Source organism: Acidovorax sp. 210-6, from assembly GCF_010020825.1.
GTDB lineage: Bacteria > Pseudomonadota > Gammaproteobacteria > Burkholderiales > Burkholderiaceae_C > Simplicispira > Simplicispira sedimenti.
In genome coordinates this window covers 1,658,340-1,678,948 of record NZ_JAACJE010000001.1, presented here as the reverse complement: position 1 = coordinate 1,678,948, position 20,609 = coordinate 1,658,340, and the positions used below count along the sequence as shown (strand labels likewise).

Here is a 20,609-nt window from a genome sequence, read left to right as displayed (position 1 = left end):
GCTTGCCTTCCTGAAACCTTCCCCGACCGCCATTCCGCCTCAACTGTTGATCTGCGCCCAGAGCTTGTCCAGGCGCTTCACGCTCACCGGCTGCGGCGTGCGCAGTTCCTGCGCGAAGAAGCTCACGCGCAGTTCCTCCAGCAGCCAGCGCAGCTCCTGCATGCGCGCGTCCACCTGGCCCTTGCGCTCGGCGACGAGGCGCCAGTAGCGCTGCTCCTGCGGGCGCAGCTCGGCCAGGCGGGCAGCGTCGCGGGCCGGGTCGGCGCGGAATTTGTCCAGCCGCAGCACGATGGCCTTGAGGTAGCGCGGGAAGTGCGCGAGCTGCGGCCAGGGCGCCGCCGCCAGGAAGTTCTTCGGCACGAGGCGCTGCAACTGCTGCTGCGCATCCGCCACCGCATCCGGCGCGCCCTTGGTGTCCTTGAGCTTGCGCACCGCCGCAGCGTACTCCTGCAGGATGGTGAGAGCCAGGCGCGCCACTTCATTCGCGATCAGCGTCAGGCGGCCGCGCCCCTCCTGCACACGGCGCTCGAAGTCCTGCGCATTGGTGGGCAGCGGGTCGAGCAGGAAGGCGCGGTCCAGCGCCACGTCGATGATCTGCGCGCGCAGTTCTTCCTGCGTGCCCAGCGGCATGTAGGCCACGGCCATCTTCTGCAGGTCGGGGATGTTCTTTTCGAGGTACTTGAGCGCGTCCTTGATCTGCAGCGCGCACAGGCGGCGCAGGCCGGCGCGGTGCTTGGCCGCCGCCACCTCGGGCTCGTCGAACACCTCGATGGTGACGGCGTCGCCCGCGTCAATGAGCGCAGGAAAGCCGATCAGCGTCTGCCCGCCCTTGCCGATCTCCATCAATTCGGGCAGTTCACCGAAGGTCCAGGCGGTGTAGCGTGCCTCGGCCTGCGCAGCGGGGGCTTGTTTTGCTCTATTTTCAGGAGCTGCTTGCGCTTTATCTACGGCATTTTCAGATGGTTTTTTATCTGAATCTGCCTTGCTACCTGCGCCAGGCGCTATCTTTAACGAAGCAAGCGCCTGGAAGGCCCCGCGCGCCTTGGCGCCCAGTTCGGCCTTGAGTGCGCCCAGGTTGCGCCCCTGGCCCAACTGGCGGCCATGCTCGTCCACCACGCGGAAGTTCATGAACAAATGCGGCGGCACCATGTCCAGCTTGAAGTCGGCGCGCTTGACGTCGAGCGAGGTCTCCTCGCGCACCTGCTTGAGCAGCGCGTCCACCAACCCGGTGTGGCCCACGCGGTCGGGCGTGCCCAGCAGGGCGGCCAGGCGCGTGGCGTTGTCGGGCAGCGGCACGAAGCGGCTGCGCGGGCGCTGCGGCAGGCTCTTGAGCAGGGCCTGGATCTTGTCCTTGAGCATGCCGGGCACCAGCCATTCGCAGCGCTCCTCCTGCACCTGGTTGAGCACGAACAACGGGATGGTGACGGTGATGCCGTCGCGCGCATCGCCCGGCTCGTGCAGGTAGCTCGCGGCGCAGTCCACGCCGCCCAGCCGCACCATCTTGGGAAAGGCGCTGGTGGTGATGCCCGCCGCCTCGTGGCGCATGAGTTCGTCGCGCGTGAGCTTGAGCAGGTCGGGCCGGGCCTTGCTCTCCTGGCGGTACCAGTGCTCGAAGCCGCGGCCGTTGCACACATCCTGCGGCACCTGCTGGTCGTAGAAGGCGAAGATCAGTTCCTCGTCCACCAGCACGTCCTGGCGGCGCGACTTGTGCTCCAGCTCCTGCACCTTGGCGATGAGCTTGTCGTTGGCGGCCAGGAAGGGCAGGCGCTTGTCCCAGTCCTGCGGCGCCTCGCCGCCCACCAGGGCCTCGCGGATGAACAGCTCGCGCGCGGCGTGCGGGTCGACCTTCTCGTAGCCCACGCGGCGGCCGCTGTAGACCACCAGGCCGTAGAGCGTGGCGCGCTCGAAGGCCACCACCTCGGCGGCCTTTTTCTCCCAGTGCGGGTCGAGCACCTGTTTCTTCAGCAGGTGCGCGCCCACCTCTTCCAGCCACTGCGGCTCGATGGCGGCGATGCCCCGGCCAAACAGGCGCGTGGTCTCCACCAGTTCGGCGCAGACGATCCAGCGCCCCGGCTTCTTGCGCAGATGCGCGCCCGGGTGGCGGTGGAACTTGATGCCGCGCGCGCCCAGGTACTGTTCCTCTTCCTCGGGCTTGAAGCCGATGTTGCCCAGCAGGCCCGCCAGCATGGACAGGTGCAGCGCCTCGTAGCTGGCCGGCTGGGTGTTGAGCGCCCAGTGGTGCTCCGTCACCACGGTGAGCAGCTGGCTGTGCACGTCGCGCCATTCGCGCACACGGCGCACGTTGATGAAGTTCTGGCGCAGCAACTGCTCGTACTGGCGGTTGCTGAGCTTGTGCGTGGGGGCCGCTGGCGCGGGCACGGGCGGAACCGGCGCGGCCGCCTTGCGCTGCGCCACCGGCAGCACCGCCTGCGAGGGGCCACGCGCGCGCGCCTGGGCCTGCTGCTGGCGTGCCGAGGGCAAGGCGGGGGCACCGCCGCGCGCGTCCTGCAGCCACTGCCAGAGCTTGAGGTAGCCGGAAAACTCGCTCTTGTCGTCGTCGAACTTGGCGTGCTGCTGGTCGGCCTGCTGCTGCGCGTCCATGGGGCGGTCACGCACATCCTGCAGGCTCAGCGCGCTGGCGATCACCAGCACCTCGCTGAGGGCGCCGCGCGCGCGCGCTTCGAGGATCATGCGGCCCACGCGCGGGTCCAGCGGCAGCTTGGACAGTTCGCGCCCCATGGGCGTGAGCTCGTTCTTGTCGTCCACCGCGCCCAGTTCATTGAGCAACTGGTAGCCGTCGGCAATCGCCCGGCCCGAGGGCGCGTCGATGAACGGAAAGTCCTCCACCACGCCCAGGTGCAGCGACTTCATGCGCAGGATCACGCCCGCCAGCGAGGAACGCAGGATTTCCGGGTCGGTGAAGCGCGGGCGGCCCGCAAAGTCTTTTTCGTCGTACAGCCGGATGCAGATGCCATTGGCCACGCGCCCGCAGCGCCCGGCGCGCTGGTTGGCCGCCGCCTGGCTGATGGGCTCGACCAGCAACTGCTCCACCTTGCTACGCAAGCTGTAGCGCTTGACGCGCGCCGTTCCTGCGTCAATGACGTATCTGATACCAGGAACCGTCAAAGATGTTTCTGCCACATTGGTGGCCAGCACGATGCGCCGCCCGGTGTGGCCGTCGAAGATGCGGTCCTGCTCGGCCTGGCTCAGGCGCGCGAACAGCGGCAGCACCTCGGCGTTGCGCGTGACCGGCTGGTGCGCCAGGTGCTTGCGCAGGTGGTCGGCGGCCTCGCGGATTTCGCGCTCGCCGGGCAGAAACACCAGGATGTCGCCGCCCGCGTTGCCCTGCCAGAGTTCGTCCACGCCATCGGCGATGGCCTCGTTCAGGCCGTAGTCGCGTGACTCCTCGAATGGCCGCCAGCGCTGCTCCACGGGGAAGGTGCGGCCCGACACCTGGATCACCGGAGCCGGGCCCTTGCTGCTTTCAAAGTGCTTGGCAAAGCGGTCCGCATCGATGGTGGCCGAGGTCACCACCACTTTCAGATCGGGCCGGCGCGGCAGAATCTGCCGGATGTAGCCCAGCAGAAAGTCGATGTTCAGGCTGCGCTCGTGCGCCTCGTCGATGATGATCGTGTCGTAGGCTTTGAGCAGCGGGTCGGTCTGCGTCTCGGCCAGCAGAATGCCGTCGGTCATGAGCTTGACCGAAGCGTCGCGGCTCAGCCGATCCTGGAAGCGCACCTTGTAGCCCACCACCTCGCCCAGCGGCGACTTTAATTCCTCGGCAATGCGCTTGGCCACGCTGCTGGCGGCAATGCGGCGCGGCTGGGTGTGGCCGATCAGCTGGCCCTTCTGGCCCGGCGCGGCGTTGCACTTGCCCCGGCCCAGCGCCAGCGCGATCTTGGGCAGCTGCGTGGTCTTGCCCGAACCGGTTTCGCCGCACACGATGATGACCTGGTGCTGGTGCATCGCCTCCATGATCTCGTCGCGCCGACCGGATACGGGCAGGGACTCGGGAAACTCCAGGGTGAAGGCGCGGGAAGGTGCAGGCAGACGCGGATCGGGCAAAGGCATGGGGCGCAATTATCGGGCCGTGCAGGCCGCGCCCCTCAAGCCCCCAGCCACCACCCCGCCCCGGCGCTGGCGGCTACCACCAGCCAGGGCGGCAGCTTCCAGGCCATGAGGGCCACTCCCGCCAGCAGCGCCAGGGCAACGTCCTGTGGGGTGTGGATGGCACTGGTCCACACAGGCTGGTACAGCGCCGCCACCAGCAGGCCCACCACGGCCGCGTTGACGCCCGCCAGCGCCGCCCGCATGCGCGGGTGGGCGCGCAGCCCTTCCCAGAAGGGCAGCGCCCCGGCCACCAACAGGAATGAAGGAGCAAAGATGGCCAGCAGGCACACCAGCGCGCCCCACACACCCTGGGGCCCCATTTGCAGCGAAGCCCCCAGAAAGGCGGCAAAGGTGAACAATGGGCCGGGCACGGCCTGGGCTGCGCCGTAGCCTGCCAGAAAAGTGTCCTGGTCCACCCAGCCCGTGGGCACCAGCTCGGCCTGCAGCAAGGGCAGCACCACATGCCCGCCGCCAAAAACGAGCGAGCCCGCGCGGTAGAAGGCATCGGCCACCGCCAGCGTGGCATGCGGAAACACCGCCGCTGCCCAAGGCAGCCCCAGCAGCAGCGCTACAAACAGCGCCAGCCAGGCCATGCCCGCGCGGCGCCCCACGGGGATGGGCAGGGGCTCGTGGGCGGCGCCCTGCCCTGGCGCCAGCGTCCACAGGCCCACCAGCGCGGCCAGCGCCAGGACCAAGACCTGCGCCCAGGCGGAGGACCACCACAGCACAGCGCAGGCGGCCACCGCCATGAGGCTGGTGCGCGGCACATCGGGGCACAGGCTGCGCGCCATGCCCCACACCGCCTGCGCCACCACAGCCACCGCCACCACCTTGAGCCCGTGCAGCAACCCAGCGGGCACGGCGTCCCCCCAGTGGGCCAGGCCCAGGGCAAACAGGATGAGTGCCACGGCCGATGGCAGCGTGAACCCCAGCCACGCGGCCAGTGCTCCCGGGTAGCCCGCGCGCGCCAACCCCAAGGCCATACCCACCTGGCTGCTGGCGGGGCCGGGCAAGAACTGGCACAGGGCCACCAGATCGGCGTAGTTGCGCTCGCTCAGCCAGCGGCGCCGCACCACCAGCTCCTCGCGAAAATAGCCCAGGTGGGCCACCGGCCCGCCAAAGGACGTGAGGCCCAGGCGCAGGAAAACCAGGAAGACAGCCCAGGGGCTGCGGTCGGAGAACTCGGAGTCGGGCATGGACGCGATTGTGGATGTGCAGCAACGGCGGCGCAGAATAATCGACACACATGGCACGCCGATGGCGGCCACCGACAGCGCCCGGCGGCGTGTCTGCGCAACAATAGGGGTTTACATCACCCCGCCCGCAGCTTGCGGGCGCACCCGCTGCACACCTACCGCGCATGTCCACCGTCTTCAACTTCACCTTTGTGCCCTGGTTCCGGTCGGTGGCGCCCTACATCCACAAGTTTCGGCACCAGACCTTTGTGGTGGGGCTGACGGGTGAGGCCATTGCGGCGGGCAAGCTGCACAGCATTGCCCAGGACCTGGCCATGATCAAGGCCATGGGCGTAAAAATCGTTCTGGTGCACGGTTTTCGGCCCCAGGTGAACGAGCAACTGGCGGCCAAGGGCCATGCGGGCAAGTACTCGCACGGCATCCGCATCACCGATTCGGTGGCACTGGACTGCGCCCAAGAGGCCGCCGGGCAATTGCGCTTCGAGATCGAAGCCGCCTTCAGCCAGGGGCTGCCCAACACGCCCATGGCAGGCTCCACGGTGCGGGTGATCTCGGGCAACTTCGTTACCTCGCGGCCGGTGGGCATTGTGGATGGGGTGGACTTTGAACACTCCGGCCTGGTGCGCAAGGTGGACGTGGCGGGCATCCAGCGCGCGCTGGACATGGACGCGCTGGTGCTGCTCTCGCCCTTCGGCTTCTCGCCCACGGGCGAGGCTTTCAACCTGAGCATGGAAGAAGTCGCCACCTCGGTGGCCATTGCGCTCAAGGCCGACAAGCTGCTGTTCCTGTCCGAGGTGCCCGGCATCCGCACCGACCCCGAGGCTCCCGAGGGCGAGGACAACCCCATCGACACCGAGCTGCCGCTGGCCCAGGCCAAGCAACTGCTGGCGCGCGTGCCGCCGAGCCAGCGCCCCACCGACACGGCCTTCTACCTGCAGCACTGCGTGAAGGCCTGCCAGGGCGGCGTGGAGCGCAGCCACATCATCCCGTTCGCCGTGGACGGCGCGCTGCTGCTCGAAATCTATGTGCACGATGGCATCGGCACCATGATCGTGGACGAGAAGCTGGAGGAACTGCGCGAGGCCACGGCCGACGACGTGGGTGGCATCCTGCAGCTCATCGAACCCTTCGAGAAGGACGGCACCCTGGTCAAGCGCGACCGCACCGAGATCGAACGCGACATCGCCAACTACACCATCATCGAGCACGACGGCGTGATCTTCGGCTGCGCCGCGCTCTACCCTTACCCCGAAAAACGCACCGGCGAAATGGCCGCTGTCACCGTCTCGCCCCAAAGCCAGGGCACGGGCGACGGCGAAAAGCTGCTCAAGCGGATCGAACAGCGCGCACGCAACCTGGGGCTGGAGTCCATCTTCGTGCTCACTACGCGCACCATGCACTGGTTCATCAAGCGCGGCTTCGTGGTGGTGGACCCCGAGTGGCTGCCCGACGCCCGCAAGCGCAAGTACAACTGGGATCGGCGCAGCCAGGTGCTGGTCAAGAAGCTTTAAGCGTTTTCAGGGTGCAGCCCAGCTCCAGAAAGCGCAAATAGCTATTAATATGATAGCAAAACATCTGGTGACAACGGCGGAGCAGGCGTGTTTCGCCCAGCATGGCGGGCCGTTTCCGAGGCCCAGGCAGGTATGATGGCAAACATGAAGATGCCAAGAACCTTTTCTGCGCTGCGCCTGTGGGTGCTGGCATGGTTCATGGCGTCGCTGGGTGTGGCCATCGCCGCGCCCATCGTGCATCCGCAGCCCATCCAGGTCATCTGCTCCAGCACCGGCACCCTCATGCTGATGATGCAAAGCGATGACGGCACCGTGGAGAAAATGGGCAGCGCAGGCATGGACTGCCCTCTGTGTTCCCCTGCCGGCGCACCACCAGCGGTTGCCACCGGCAGCGTGATTCCTTCCCTGCCCCTGGCCCACGCGTTGCAGCCCATCGAGGCCGCACGCATTGCGGCCGCCACCGCCGCGCCGCTACCGGCGCGCGGCCCCCCCGCACTCTCCTGACCCGCGCCCTTCCAGCCCACCCGTCGCGCCCTGCGTGCGGCGGTCGGCCTGCATGCCTACGGCCCACATGCCGCCTTGCCCAGCCGGGGCAGGCGTATCAGGCGCCATGGCGTGCCTCCGAGCCATCCGTCAGAGAGAGTTTTCATGATCCGTTCCACCGCCCCCGCCCGCATGGCCGCCACGCGCGCCCAGGCCCCATCGTTCACCCTTTCGCCCCTGTACGCCAGCCTGCTGGCAGGCCTGGCTTTCACGCCCCTGGCGGCCACAGCCCAGGCCCCTGCGACCGATACGCCCACTCTGCAATCCGTGCAGGTAGTGGACACCGCACCCGCACCCAATGGCCGCCTTAACCTCGACACCCCAGTCGAAACCGGCAGCCGTCTGGGATTGAGCGCACGTGAGACACCGGCCTCCGTCAACGTGGTGGACCGCGCCACCATCGAGGCGCGCGGCGCCCAGGACACGCAGGAAATCCTGCGCGCCATTCCCGGGGTGTCGGCGCACAACGCCCCCGGCAGCATGTCGGCCAGCTACCGTGGCTTCACAGGGAACTCGGTTACCCAGCTCTACAACGGCATCACCGTGCACTACGGAAGCGCCACCCGGGCCGTGGACAGCTGGATTTACGATCGGGTCGAGGCCGTGGGCGGCGCATCGAGCTTTCTGTACGGTTCGGGCGCCGTGGGCGGCTCCCTCAACTACATCACCAAGACGGCCGAGCGCCACGATTTCTCCGAGGGCCAGTTGCGCCTAGGTCAGAACAACCTCAAGGAAGTCTCGCTGGGCCTGAACCGCCGCATTGCCGGCAGTGACGGAACGGCCGGTCCGCAACACTTCGTGCGCCTGGATCTGAACCACCGCAACGCCGGCAGCTGGATCGATGGCATGCACACCCAATCCACCCAACTGGCCACTTCGCTGCTGTCCGACTTTGGCGGGGGCTTCACGCACACCCTGGCCTACGAGATGCAAAAGGATGACGTGGATCGCCCGTACTGGGGCACGCCTACGCTCAATCCCACGGCCGGGGCGACGCGGATCGACCGCGCCACCCGCTTCAAGAACTACAACAGTGCCGACGGCATCTACGCCCACCGGGTGCAATGGCTGCGATCGGTCGCCCAATGGCGGGCTTCCGATGCACTGCAATTCAAGAATACCTTCTATGTCTATGACGCACTGCGCGACTACCGCAACGTCGAGACCTACCGCTTCAACGCCGCCAACACCCAAGTCATCCGTACCGGTACCTATCTGCAGCGCCACGACCACGAAGTCGTAGGTGACCGCCTCGAAGGCACCTACCAAGGGAGTCTCGCGGGCCGCAAGAGCGACTGGGCTTTCGGCCTCGACGTGAGCGTGAACCGGCAAACGCGCTTCCCGAACGGCCTATCCACCACCGTGAGCACGGTCAACCCTTACCACTTCACGACCGAAAACTTCTTCGACATTCCCGGCATGCAGCCCGGCTTCAACCCGGACCGCGACAACAAGACAAGCTCCACAGCGCTGTACCTGGAGAACCGGACGGCCATAGCGCCCAAAATCAACCTCGTCACCGCCCTGCGGCACGAACGCATTGAGCTGGACTTGACCAACCGCCGCGCGGTGACGGCCGCCAACCCGGCCACCTTCAGCCGCTCCTATCACCCCACCACGGGGCGCGTTGGCGTGGTCTGGGACATTGCACCCGATGCCAACCTGTATGCACAGTTCGCCACGGCTGGCGATCCCCCTTCCGGATCGCTGTCCACCGCCACCTTCGGCGACGTGCGCAACAACAGCGAACTGACCACCGGCCGCCAGGTCGAAGTGGGCAGCAAATTCGACTTCTGGGATCGCAAGGGCTCGGCCACCTTGGCCGCTTTCCAGATCAACCGCAAAAACATCGCCTCGCAAGACCCGAACAACCCAGGCCAGACCCTTCTGGTGGGTGAGCAATCGTCCCAAGGCATTGAACTAGCGGTGGGGCTTCGCCCCTCTGCCCAATGGCAAATCCAGGGCAACCTGATGGCCACCCGGGCACGCTACGAGAACTTCATGCAAGGCGGCGTGTCACTGGCGGGCAAGACCCCCACGTTCACACCCGAAACGGTCGCCAACCTGTGGGTGACCTATGCCATCACGCCCACCGTCCACGCCAGCGCCGGACTACGCCATGTCGGCAAGACCTATGCGGATGCGGCCAACACCATGTACTGGCCTTCGTACACACTGCTTGATCTGGGACTCTCGTGGAAGATCAACAAGACGGCCTCGCTGACCGGCCGCCTGCGCAATGTAACCGACCGCATCTACGCCGCCGAAGGACGGCCCGGCCAGGCCTACCTGGGCGCTCCGCGCACGGCCGACGTGACGCTGCACGTCGCCTTCTGAGGCTGCGGAGACTCCCATGGTGCACGCCAAACGTTGGCTGTTCCTGATTCACCGCTGGCTGGGCGTGCTGCTGTGCGCCTTCTTCGCCATGTGGTTCATCTCGGGCGTGGTGATGATGTACGTGGGCTACCCCAAGCTCACGCCCGCCGAACGGCTGGAACGCTTGCCCACCCTGCGTACCGCCCCGGTGGTGCTGGAGCCCGGGCAGGCGCTGGTGGCGGCCGGGCTGCAAGGTCCGCTGCAGGACCTGCGCCTGGCCGTGGCCAGCGGGGGGCGCCCTGTCTATCTGGCCACACCCGCGCACGAACTACCCGCGGCAGGCGGCAAGAACCACCGGATGCAGCGCGCAGCCGCCATCGTGATCGATGCAGAGAACGGTGCAGTGCTCACCAACGTGGACGCAGCCCACGCGCTGGCCAGCGCCACCGCCTATGCAGGGCCAGGGATCGCAGTGACCCACGAGGGCGAAACGGACGAGGATGCCTTCACCCATTCACGTGCGCTCGACCCCCACCGCCCCCTGCACCGCGTGCGACTGGAAGACAGCGCGGGCACGGTGCTCTATGTCTCCGGCAAGACCGGCGAGGTGGTGCGTGATGCCACCCGCACCGAGCGCGTCTGGAACTACGTGGGCGCCTGGATCCATTGGCTCTATCCATTCAGGGGCAATGTGTTCAATGCCTACTGGACCGACATCGTCAACTGGTTGTCCATTCTGGGCATCGTTGTCACGGTGCTGGGCAGCGTGATCGGCGTGATGCGCTGGCGCTTCGCGGGCACCTACCGCAATGGCACGCGCTCGCCGTATCCGGGCAGCATGATGCGCTGGCATCACATCGCAGGCCTGCTGTTCGCCGTCATCACGTTCACCTGGATCTTCAGCGGACTGATGTCCATGAACCCCTGGCGCATCTTCGACAGTGGTGCAGCGCCACTGCAGCTCGAAGCCATGCACGGCGGTCCGCTCTCCTTGCCAGAGCAAACCGCCAATGTGCAAGCACTGCTCGCCGCATCCCCAGCAGAAGTGCGCGAGCTGCGCTGGACGCGCACCGCAGGCCATTCACTGGTGCAAGCCCATGCGCCTGGGCGCCAGACTGTGCTGCTGAACGCGGCCTCGGCCACACCGCATGTCTGGGCAGAGGAGGAACTTGAAACCTCAGTGGCAGCGCTGATGTCGGCGCCAATCCTGCGGGTAGAGACAATCCGAGCCTACGACATGTACTACTACACGCGCGAGCCCCACACCATGGGTGGCGGTGCAGAGAAGCCCCTGCCCGTCTTGCGTGTGGTGTTTGACGACCCGCAGGCGAGCTGGGTGCATGTCGATCTGCATACAGGCATGGTGCTCAACCGGCTCGACCGCCACCGTCGCTTGCACCGCTGGCTGTTTGGCATGCTGCACAGTTGGGACTGGATGCCCCTGCTGTCCATGCGTCCACTTTGGGACACGGTCTTGATCGTGCTCAGCCTCGGAGGGCTCGCCATGAGCTTGACCGGCATCGTGATTGGCTGGCGACGCGTGGCACTCAAAATGCGGCGACCACGCAAGAACCGGCAAACAACGCCACCCCAACAGCCAGTGACCCACGGCACTCATGCACTGGATGGAGAAGCACCCACCGCGTCGATCTGCTCCGGATCGAGAAACTGCTCCGCGTAGCGCTGGTACACCTTGCCCTGCACGAACACTTCGAACAGGTCGGGGTCGATGTGACCGTTGTGCACCATGCGCTGCATGATGCCCAGGGCCTGCGACAGCTTCATGCCGCTCTTGTAGGGCCGGTCGGCGGCGGTCAGGGCCTCGAACACGTCGGCCACGCCGATCATGCGCGCCTGCCAGGACATCTGGGCGCGCGTCAGCCCACGGGGGTAGCCCTTGCCGTCCATGCGCTCGTGGTGGCCTCCGGCGTACTCGGGCACGTTCTTGAGGTGCCGCGGCCAGGGAAGTGTCTCCAGCATCTTGATGGTGGCGACGATGTGGTAGTTGATGGTGTCGCGCTCGGCCTGCGTGAGCGTGCCGGAGCGGATGGTGAGGTTCTCCATCTCCTCGGCGCTCAAAAAGCTGGTCTGCACACCCTCGGGGTTGCGCCACTGGCGCTGCGTGCCGATGACGCGCACGCGCAACTGGTCGGCCTGCTGCATGGCCTCGCTGCCGTGGTTGCAGCGGCGCAGGAATTCGCGGTCGGCCTCCAGGGCCTGCAGTTCACTTTGCAGCGCGGCCTGGGCCATGGCCTCGGCGCCCGCGTCCTGCACCGGGCGCAGGGCCAGCTGGGCGCGCAGGGCATCGAGTTCGGCGTCGCGCTTGAGCACCTCAAAGCGAGTGTCGATCAGCCCGATGCGGTCATAAATGGTTTGCAGCTTGGTCGCCTTGTCCACCACATGCACGGGCGTGGTGATCTTGCCGCAGTCGTGCAACAGGCCGGCCATTTGCAGCTCATAGCGGTCGCGCTCGCTCATGCGGAAGTCGGCCAGCGGCCCGGTGGTGGTGGCGTCGGCGGCCTCGGCCAGCATCATGGTGAGCTGGGGCACGCGCTCGCAGTGGCCGCCGGTGTAGGGCGATTTTTCGTCAATGGCCACGTTGATGAGCTTGACGAAGGATTCGAACAGCGTCTCCAGTTGCGAGATGAGCAGCCGGTTGCTCAGCGCGATGGCCGCCTGCGAGGCGAGCGACTCGGTCAGGCTTTGGTCCTCCAAAGAGAACGGCCCCACCTGCCCCGTGGCCGGGTCGATGGCGTTGATGAGCTGCAGCACGCCAATCACCGCACCCTCGTGGTTCTTCATGGGCACCGTCAGGAAGGACTGCGAGCGGTAGCCGGTGCGCTGGTCGAACGCGCGCGTGCCCGAAAAGTCGAAGCCTGCCTCGGCATACACATCGGCAATGTTGACCGTGCGCTCGTGGATAGCGGCGTGTGCGGCCACCAGCGCATCGTTGGGCGAGCCGTCGGCACGGCGCAGTGGCAGGTCGGGCAAACCCACGCGCTGGCCCGTGGTGCCGCCTTGGCGGATGCCCAGCGAGTCGGTGCGCATGATCTCGAAGCGCAGCGCCCCGCCATCGGGCGTCATGCTGTAAAGGGTTCCGGCATCGGCGCCGGTCAGGGCCTTGGCGGCTTCGAGGATGTTTTCGAGCAGGCGTTCGATGTCGCGCTCGCGCGAGAGCGCGGCGCCGATCTGGTTGAGCTGCTCCAGGCGACGGAACAGCTCGATGGCGGATGACTTGCCCATGGTGGTGCCTTCATGCCGACCCCCTGCGGCCAGCGCCCCGCCATGTTAGCGCCGCTTACAGCGCCAACGGTGACAGGATCAGCGGGTCCGCAGGCCGCGCACCAACAGCCACAGCATGGCCAAGCCAAACACCACAAACCACACGAAGGACCAGTTGGCGATGGAGCCTCCCAGGAAGGTCCAGTCGATGGCCGTGCAGTCGCCCGAGCCCTTGAAGATCATGGGAATGGCGCGGCGGATCGGGTAGTTCTCGATCATCCCGTAGAAGTCACGCCCGCACATGGACACCTCGGGCGGAAACCACTGCAGCCAGCTCTGGCGCGCCGCCGTGAATGCGCCAAAACCGCTGCTCAGCACCGCCAGTGCGGTGAGACTCATCCACCAGCCTTTTCTGCCGCTGGCGCTTGACAGTCCTGCGAGGATAGCTACAAAAATCAGAGCATAACGCTGCACAATGCACATGGGGCACGGCTCCAGCCCCACCACATGCTGCAGGTACAGGCCAAACGCCAGCATGGCAATGCACGCGGCGCTGATGAACGCGAGCACGCGGCGCGGCGCGTGGTCAAACCAATTTGCAATCATTCTTCACCTTATCGAACCCCCGGCTGGCACGCCCGACAGGGGCGCCGCTCAGATGCCAGAGGCCTGGTCCAAAAATACCCGGGCACGCCGCGGTGTCACCAACAGCATATCCCCTTGCGCAAAGCCCATGTCGCGGTACTGCTGTGCAGGAATCTGCGCTTCGATCAGGGCCTGCGGGGCTGCATTGTGCGCTGGTTGGTGGTCGCCGGTGGGAATAAGTTCCAGCCGCGCGATCGGCCCCACCACAATGGCCCGCTCCAGTTGCGCCACGATGCCCCGCGGGCGCCCGTCCTCGTCCACGCCCGCGCCGCTGGTGTAGCGCTCCACGTCCAGATCGTGCGGGCGCACATAGGCAAAGGCCTTGGCGTTCTGCGCCTGGTGGTGCTCGGGCGAATCAAGCTCCATGCCCTCCAGGTGCACCAGGCCTTCGTGCGCACGGCCATGGAACAGGTTCACATCACCCAGGAAGCCATACACGAACGGGCTGGCCGGATGGTCCCAGACCTGCTGCGGCGTGCCGCTTTGCTCGATCTTGCCCTGGTTGATGACGACCACGCGGTCGGCCACCTCCAACGCCTCTTCCTGGTCGTGCGTCACGAAGATCGAGGTGACATGCAGCTCGTCGTGCAGGCGGCGCAGCCAGCGGCGAAGCTCCTTGCGCACCTTGGCGTCGAGCGCGCCGAAGGGCTCGTCGAGCAGCAGCACCTTGGGCTCCACGGCCAGCGCGCGCGCCAGGGCGATGCGCTGGCGCTGCCCGCCCGAGAGCTGCGAGGGGTAGCGCTCGGCCAGCCAGTCCAGCTGCACGAGCTTGAGCAGGTCCATCACTTTTTGCCGGATCTGCGCCTCGCTCGGGCGCTCACCGCGCGGCTTGACGCGCAGGCCAAAGGCCACGTTTTCGAACACCGTCATGTGGCGAAACAGCGCGTAGTGCTGGAACACAAAGCCCACGTTGCGCTCGCGCACATGCACGTCGGTCGTGTCCTCGCCGCTGAAGTGGATGCTGCCCACGTCGGCCGTCTCCAGGCCGGCGATGATGCGCAAGAGCGTGGTCTTGCCGCAGCCCGAGGGGCCGAGCAGCGCGATGAGTTCGCCGGACGCGATGTCCAGGCTCACATCGCGCAGCGCCTGGAAGTCGCCGAACTGCTTGCTGACGTTGCGGATTTCAATGCTCATGTTCTGTTGTCCTTCACAAACCGGCGGGCGCAGGGCGCTCCGGCGGGAGTTCTGCGGCCGCCTTCAGCGCCTGCTCGTTGCGGTGCTCGGCAACCGTCTTGATGACCAGCGTGACCAGCGCCAGCAGCGCCAGCAGCGAGGCCGCCGCGAAGGCCGCGACCGACTGGTACTCGTTGTAGAGGATCTCCACGTGCAGCGGGATGGTGTTGGTCTGCCCCCGGATATGGCCCGACACCACCGACACCGCACCAAACTCACCCATGGCGCGCGCATTGCACAGAATCACGCCGTACAGCAGGCCCCACTTGATGTTGGGCAGCGTCACGTACCAGAAGGTCTGCCAGCCCGTGGCGCCGAGCACGATGGCGGCCTGCTCCTCGTCGTTGCCCTGCGCCTGCATCAGCGGGATCAGCTCGCGCGCGATGAACGGGAAGGTCACGAACACCGTGGCCAGCACGATGCCCGGCACGGCAAAGATGATCTTGATGTCGTGCGCCGCAAGCCAGGGCCCAAACCAGCCCTGCGCACCAAACATGAGCACGTAAACCAGACCCGCCACCACGGGAGACACGGAAAACGGCAGGTCCACCAGCGTGGTCAGGAAGGCCTTTCCCTTGAACTCGTACTTGGCAATGCACCAGGCCGCCGCCACGCCGAACACCAGGTTCAGCGGCACAGCAATCAAAGCCGTGATGAGCGTGAGCTTGATGGCAGACCACGCATCGGGCTCGCGCAGACCTTCCAGATACGCGCCAAAGCCTTTGCGCAGCGCCTCGGCAAACACGGCGGCCAGCGGCAGCACCAAAAACAGCAGCATGAAGGCCAGCGCCAGCGTGATCAATGTGTAGCGCACCCACGGCGCCTCGGTCGTGCCTGCTTGTGCGCGACGAATGGTTCGAGAGTTGTTGCCGCTCATGCTGGTGCCCCCGCGTGGCGTCGCTGCCAGGCCTGCAGCGCGTTGATGACGAGCAGCAGGATGAAGGAGATCACCAGCATCACCACCGCCACGGCGGTGGCACCGGCATAGTCGTACTGCTCCAGCTTGCCGATGATGATGAGCGGCGTGATCTCGGACACCATGGGCATGTTGCCCGCGATGAAGATCACCGAGCCGTATTCACCCACGGCCCGCGCGAAGGCCATGGCAAAGCCGGTCATCAGCGCCGGCGTGATGGACGGCAGGATGACGAGCCGGAAGGTCTGCCAGCGCGTGGCGCCCAGGCTGGTGGCGGCCTCTTCGAGTTCCTTCTCGGCGTCCTCCAGCACGGGCTGCACGGTGCGCACCACGAAGGGCAGGCCGATGAAGATCAGTGCGATGACGATGCCCGCGGGCTTGAACGCGAGCTGGATGCCCAGCGGCTCCAGGATGCTGCCCACCCAGCCGTTGCCCGCCAGCAGCGCCGTGAGCGAAATGCCGGCCACGGCCGTGGGCAGCGCGAACGGCAGGTCCACCAGCGCGTCCACGATCTTCTTGCCAGGAAACTTGTAGCGCACCAGCACCCAGGCGATCAGCAGGCCAAAGAACAGGTTGACCAGCGCCGCCAGGAACGACGCGCCGAAGGTGAGCCGGTACGAGGCCAGCACACGCGGCGCGCTGATGGCCGACCAGAACTGCTCCCAGGTCAGCGAAAAGGTCTTGAAGATCAGCGCCGACAGCGGGATCAGCACGATGATGCTCAGGTAGAACAGCGTGTACCCCAGCGACAGCCCGAAGCCGGGCAACACGCGTTTGGGCGCACGCCGCCCGGCCTGCGCCGGGGCTGCCCCCAGCGCAGCCACGGAGGTGGCGGCGGTCATGGCTTACTTCGCGCTATAGATTTTGTCGAACTGGCCGCCGTCGTTGAAGTGCACCTTCTGCGCTTCCGTCAGGCTGCCGAAGTACTTGGCCACGGTGAACTGCTTGAGCGGCTTGAAGGTGGCCTCGTACTTCTTCAGCACCTTCTCGGAGCGCGGGCGGATGGCGTGCTTGGCGGCGATCTCCTGGGCCTCGTCGGAGTACAGGTAGTCGAGGTAGGCCTTGGCCAGTTGCGCCGTGCCCTTCTTGGCCACGGTGCGCTCCACCACGGCCACGGGGTTCTCGGCCACGATGCTGACCGAGGGGTAAATCGCATCGACCTTGCCGGCGCCGAATTCGCGGTCGATGGACACCACCTCGGACTCGAAGGTGATCAGCACGTCGCCCTGGTTGCGCTGCAGGAAGGTGGCCGTGGCGTCGCGCCCGCCCTTGGCGAGCACCGGCACGTTCTTGTAGAGCTTGGCCACGAACTCGGCCGCCTGCTGCTCGGTACCGCCCTTCTCACGCACGGCGCCCCAGGCGGCCAGGTAGGCGTAACGGCCGTTGCCGCCGGTCTTGGGGTTGACCACGATCACCTGCACGCCGGGCTTGATGAGATCGTCCCAGTCCTTGATGCCCTTGGGGTTGCCGTTGCGCACCAGGAACAGCATGGTCGAGGTGGTGGGCGAGGCGTCGTGCGGGAACTTCTGGGCCCAGTCCTTGGCCACCACGCCGCTGTCGGCGAGGAACTGCACGTCGGTCGTGGTATTCATGGTCACCACGTCGGCAGCCAGGCCGTCGTTCACGGCGCGCGCCTGGGCGCTGGAGCCGGCGTGCGACTGGTCGATCTTGATGTCCTGGCCAGTGGTCTTCTTGTAGTGCGCAACGAAGGCGGCGTTGTAGTCCTTGTAGAACTCGCGCGCCACGTCGTACGACACGTTGAGCAACTGGTTCTGCGCCGATGCCACGCCGCTGGCAGCCAGGGCCAGGGAGGCCAGGAGGGTCTTGATTTTCAGGGAGGTCATGGTTGCTTCGCCCGGTGATTGCTTGGAATGGAGGGCATTGTGCGAAGCCTTCTTTAAAACACAAAAGAATATATTTTTGTTTGTTAATCAACAAATCGCATATAAAACCACTCGCTCTCCAGTCCAGGGCCAGGCTCTCTCATCAGAATTCTTTGCGGAAAAATGGCTTCAAGCGCTTGACTGGAAAGCGCTAGCAGCTATATTTTTTATAGCAATCAATCCCGCACTAACCGGGCTGCAACCTGCACCGAAGCCATCCGGCCCCGCGTGGATCTCCCGACCCCATGGGCACGCCGGGGTATGCACATGCAGAGCGCCGCAGCCCCACGAGATGCCTTGACCTCAGCACCTGTGCCTTCCGGTCACCCCCCTGCACCGCACGGGTCAGGCGGTATCGGCAAGGCTGGAGACTATCGCTGCCATAGAGAGAACCGGATTGCCCGCTGACCACACCGCCCAGACAATTCCGACCCAACAAGTAACAACTTGCAACATCTCGTCTCCCACCCAACAAGGCAAAACACGATGCAAAACTGGAAAATCAGTCAACGCCTGATGGCAGGCTTTGGTCTCGTCATCGCCATGCTGCTGGGCATGTCGGTGTACAGCGTGTATATCGCCCGCGGCATTGACGCCGCACTCACGGCCAACGCCACGCAGAACGCGGTCATCCAGCGCGCCGCCATCAATTTCCGCGGCTCCGCCCACGACCGCTCGATTGCCGTACGGGATGTGGTGCTGGCCCCCAACGAAGCTGCACGCCAGCGCGAAATCGAAGCGATCGATCGCCTGGCCGCGTTCTACGCCGCATCGGGGCAACAAATGGACAAGGTGCTTCAAAGCGGCGGCTCGGTTCCACCTGAAGTGGCGCCCATGGTGCAAGCCATCCGGGACATCGAAGCGCGTACCGTTGCCACCACGCGCAAGGTAGTGGCTCTGGTACAGGCAGGCGACCGCACAGCGGCCGAAGCCTTGCTCTGGAGCGATGCCAAGCCACAGTACGAACAGTGGCTGGCGGCCATCAACAAGTTGATCGACTTTGAAGAGGCCCGCATCATCAAAAACAGCACCGAGGCCAACCAGGAGGCAAGCCAGTTCAGCAAAGTCATGCTGGCCATCACCGCGCTGGCCCTGCTGGTGGGTGTGACCGCCACGGTGCTGGTGTCCCGCAGCATCGGCCGCGAGCTGGGGGCCGAGCCCCGTGAGGTGCGCTCTGTGGTGCAGGCCATGCAGCAGGGCAACCTGACGGTGGCCGTGCCGGTGCGGCCAGGCGACAGCAGCAGCGTGATGGTGGCTGTGCGCGACATGCAGCAGCGCTTTCATGAACTGGTATCGGCCGTGCGCGACAACATCGACGAACTCCACGCCACCAGCAGCGCCATTGCCAACGGCAACCAGCACCTGGGCCAGCGCACCGAACAGGCCGCCAGCAGCCTGGAACAGACCGCCGCCAGCATGGAAGAACTGACCGCCACCGTGCGCCAGAGCGCCGATTCCGCCCAGGCAGCCAACCGGCTGGCCGCGCAGGCGGCCGGCACGGCCTCGCGGGGCGGTGAGGTCATGCAGCAGGTGGTGAGCACCATGGCGGACATCCACCACAGCAGCCAGAAGATTGCCGACATCATCAGCGTGATCGACGGCATTGCGTTCCAGACCAACATCCTGGCACTCAATGCCGCCGTCGAAGCCGCCCGTGCGGGCGAGCAGGGGCGGGGCTTTGCCGTGGTGGCCAGCGAGGTGCGCAGCCTGGCCGGGCGCAGCGCCGAGGCGGCCAAGGAGATCAAGGCGCTGATCCAGGCCAGCGTGGAGAAGGTGGATTCGGGCAGTCAGCTCGTGACCAACGCGGGCGCCACGATGGAGGAGATCGTGCAGGGGGTGCAGCGCGTCACCTCCATCATCGGCGAGATCAGCACGGCCGCCGTCCAGCAAAGCGACGGCATTTCACAGGTCAACGTCGCGGTGTCCCAGCTCGACCAGATGACTCAGCAAAACGGTGCCCTGGTCGAGGAAAGCCGCACGTCCGCGGACAACCTGCAATCCCAGGCCCAGCGCCTGACCGCCCTGGTGGAGGTGTTCCAGGTTGGCACCGCCGCCCACCGCCGCGCCGCCCTGCCCGCGCGTTGAAAGGCCTGCAGCCGCAAGCACTCAGAAACGCACGGCCTCGAACGCCGGGTACAGATCGTCCACCCAGTGGTTCAGTTCGTCGTGCGACACATCCAGCGAGGCCATGCAGGCCTCGCCGTGTTGGCGCCATTCGCGTGAGGGCTCCAGGCCCTCATGGTGGTGCACCAGGTGCTCGGCGAGCAAGCCCATGGCTACCAGGTGGCGCACGGTGGGGCTGAACTGGTCGTCCTGCAGGCAGCCGAAGTCGTGGTGTAGCCAGATGGCCTGCGCCACATCGCCCGTGAGGTGCCAGGTGCGCGCAACGATGGCGCCCACCACGGCATGGTCGGTGCGGTGATTGGCGTTCTCGGTCTGGGTGAAAGTGCGGTCCTGGCGCGCCAGGGCCTCGGTGACCGTACTGGCATATCCGCGCACCGCCTTCACCAGCACCGGCATGCCGACGTGACAGAACAGGCCGAAGCTGTAGCCCAGGCCCGGGTCCAGGCTGTAGAGCTGGCGGCCAATGTGCTCGCAAGCGATGGCGCGGCGTTGCGAGCTTTCCCAGAAATGCTCCAGCAGCGGCGAGCGCACCTGCAGCGCCTGGCGCGTGATGAAGGCCGAGAGCAGCTCCACCGCCGGGCGCAGGCCCAACACGGTAAGTGCCATGCCCACGGTCTGCACGGGTTGATCGAGCCGGTACAGCGGGCTGTTGGCGGTGCGGATCAACGCCGCCGCCAGGGCCACATCGGACGAGGCCAACTGGTCCAGCGCATCCATGTCCGTCTCTTGCTGGGCCAGTATTTCCTGCAGGCGAAACAGGGCCTGCGGGCATGGCGGAATGACGATGGCACGCACAGCGGGCAAGCTGCGGGCCTGGCGAATGTTCTGGTCGATCGGGTGGTCGGTCACGGTGGAAATCCCCGGCGATGGGTGCCTGGTGGCCGCAACTAGGTGCTTGCACAACCCACACAGACTTTGTTTCAATTGGTTGCATTGTGACCGCAAACCGGTGTCCGCGCCCCCCCCCCCG

14 protein-coding genes are annotated in these 20,609 nt (G+C 66.1%); 5 read left to right on the top strand and 9 right to left on the bottom strand.

Annotated features, from left to right (window positions below):
- Positions 1-39: 39 nt before the first annotated feature.
- Both hrpA and chrA read right to left on the bottom strand, forming a co-directional pair.
- Complete coding sequence (hrpA, locus tag GWK50_RS07725; protein WP_162015968.1) at positions 40-4,071, bottom strand: ATP-dependent RNA helicase HrpA; 4,032 nt, start codon at positions 4,069-4,071, stop codon at positions 40-42.
- A 35-nt stretch (positions 4,072-4,106) separates the two neighbouring features.
- Positions 4,107-5,306, bottom strand: a complete 1,200-nt coding sequence (chrA, locus tag GWK50_RS07720; protein ID WP_162015967.1) for a chromate efflux transporter — start codon at positions 5,304-5,306, stop codon at positions 4,107-4,109.
- Positions 5,307-5,470: 164 nt separating this feature from the next.
- Here chrA and argA point away from each other — a divergent pair, with 164 nt between their 5' ends.
- The 4 genes from argA (at position 5,471) to GWK50_RS07700 (ending at position 11,357) form a co-directional block, all read left to right on the top strand.
- Entirely contained in the window at positions 5,471-6,817 is a 1,347-nt protein-coding gene (gene argA, locus GWK50_RS07715) for an amino-acid N-acetyltransferase (protein WP_162015966.1), read from the top strand.
- 144 nt (positions 6,818-6,961) lie between these two features.
- On the top strand, positions 6,962-7,321 hold the full coding sequence (locus tag GWK50_RS07710; protein ID WP_162015965.1) for a DUF2946 family protein: 360 nt from the start codon (positions 6,962-6,964) through the stop codon (positions 7,319-7,321).
- Between the two features lie 171 nt (positions 7,322-7,492).
- A complete protein-coding gene (locus GWK50_RS07705) occupies positions 7,493-9,697 on the top strand; it encodes a TonB-dependent receptor (protein ID WP_162018049.1) in 2,205 nt (734 codons plus the stop codon).
- A gap of 16 nt (positions 9,698-9,713) precedes the next feature.
- Positions 9,714-11,357 carry a PepSY domain-containing protein gene (locus GWK50_RS07700; RefSeq protein WP_242455325.1) on the top strand — a complete coding sequence of 548 codons (1,644 nt, stop codon included), beginning with the start codon at positions 9,714-9,716 and terminating at the stop codon, positions 11,355-11,357.
- On the opposite strand, the gene GWK50_RS07695 is transcribed toward GWK50_RS07700, so the two are convergent.
- The 6 genes from GWK50_RS07695 to GWK50_RS07670 all read right to left on the bottom strand — a co-directional run bounded on the left by GWK50_RS07695 (position 11,291) and on the right by GWK50_RS07670 (position 17,476).
- Positions 11,291-12,919 (bottom strand): HD family phosphohydrolase, encoded by a 1,629-nt coding sequence (locus GWK50_RS07695; protein ID WP_162015964.1) that lies wholly within the window; start codon positions 12,917-12,919, stop codon positions 11,291-11,293. The genes GWK50_RS07700 and GWK50_RS07695 overlap by 67 nt on opposite strands.
- Before the next feature lie 78 nt (positions 12,920-12,997).
- Positions 12,998-13,504, bottom strand: a complete 507-nt coding sequence (locus GWK50_RS07690) for a disulfide bond formation protein B (RefSeq protein WP_162015963.1) — start codon at positions 13,502-13,504, stop codon at positions 12,998-13,000.
- A gap of 48 nt (positions 13,505-13,552) precedes the next feature.
- Positions 13,553-14,677 (bottom strand): sulfate ABC transporter ATP-binding protein, encoded by a 1,125-nt coding sequence (locus GWK50_RS07685; protein WP_162015962.1) that lies wholly within the window; start codon positions 14,675-14,677, stop codon positions 13,553-13,555.
- Between the two features lie 13 nt (positions 14,678-14,690).
- Entirely contained in the window at positions 14,691-15,593 is a 903-nt protein-coding gene (gene cysW, locus GWK50_RS07680) for a sulfate ABC transporter permease subunit CysW (protein ID WP_162015961.1), read from the bottom strand.
- Positions 15,590-16,474, bottom strand: a complete 885-nt coding sequence (cysT, locus tag GWK50_RS07675; RefSeq protein ID WP_162015960.1) for a sulfate ABC transporter permease subunit CysT — start codon at positions 16,472-16,474, stop codon at positions 15,590-15,592. Before cysT ends, cysW begins: the two co-directional genes overlap by 4 nt.
- 3 nt (positions 16,475-16,477) lie before the next feature.
- Positions 16,478-17,476 carry a sulfate ABC transporter substrate-binding protein gene (locus GWK50_RS07670; protein ID WP_162015959.1) on the bottom strand — a complete coding sequence of 333 codons (999 nt, stop codon included), beginning with the start codon at positions 17,474-17,476 and terminating at the stop codon, positions 16,478-16,480.
- Positions 17,477-18,001: 525 nt separating this feature from the next.
- Between GWK50_RS07670 and GWK50_RS07665 the strand changes: the two genes are divergently transcribed.
- A complete protein-coding gene (locus GWK50_RS07665) occupies positions 18,002-19,600 on the top strand; it encodes a methyl-accepting chemotaxis protein (RefSeq protein ID WP_162015958.1) in 1,599 nt (532 codons plus the stop codon).
- Positions 19,601-19,621: 21 nt separating this feature from the next.
- Here the strand turns inward: GWK50_RS07665 and GWK50_RS07660 are convergent, their stop codons facing one another.
- Positions 19,622-20,488 carry an HDOD domain-containing protein gene (locus GWK50_RS07660; protein ID WP_242455324.1) on the bottom strand — a complete coding sequence of 289 codons (867 nt, stop codon included), beginning with the start codon at positions 20,486-20,488 and terminating at the stop codon, positions 19,622-19,624.
- Positions 20,489-20,609 lie beyond the last annotated feature (121 nt).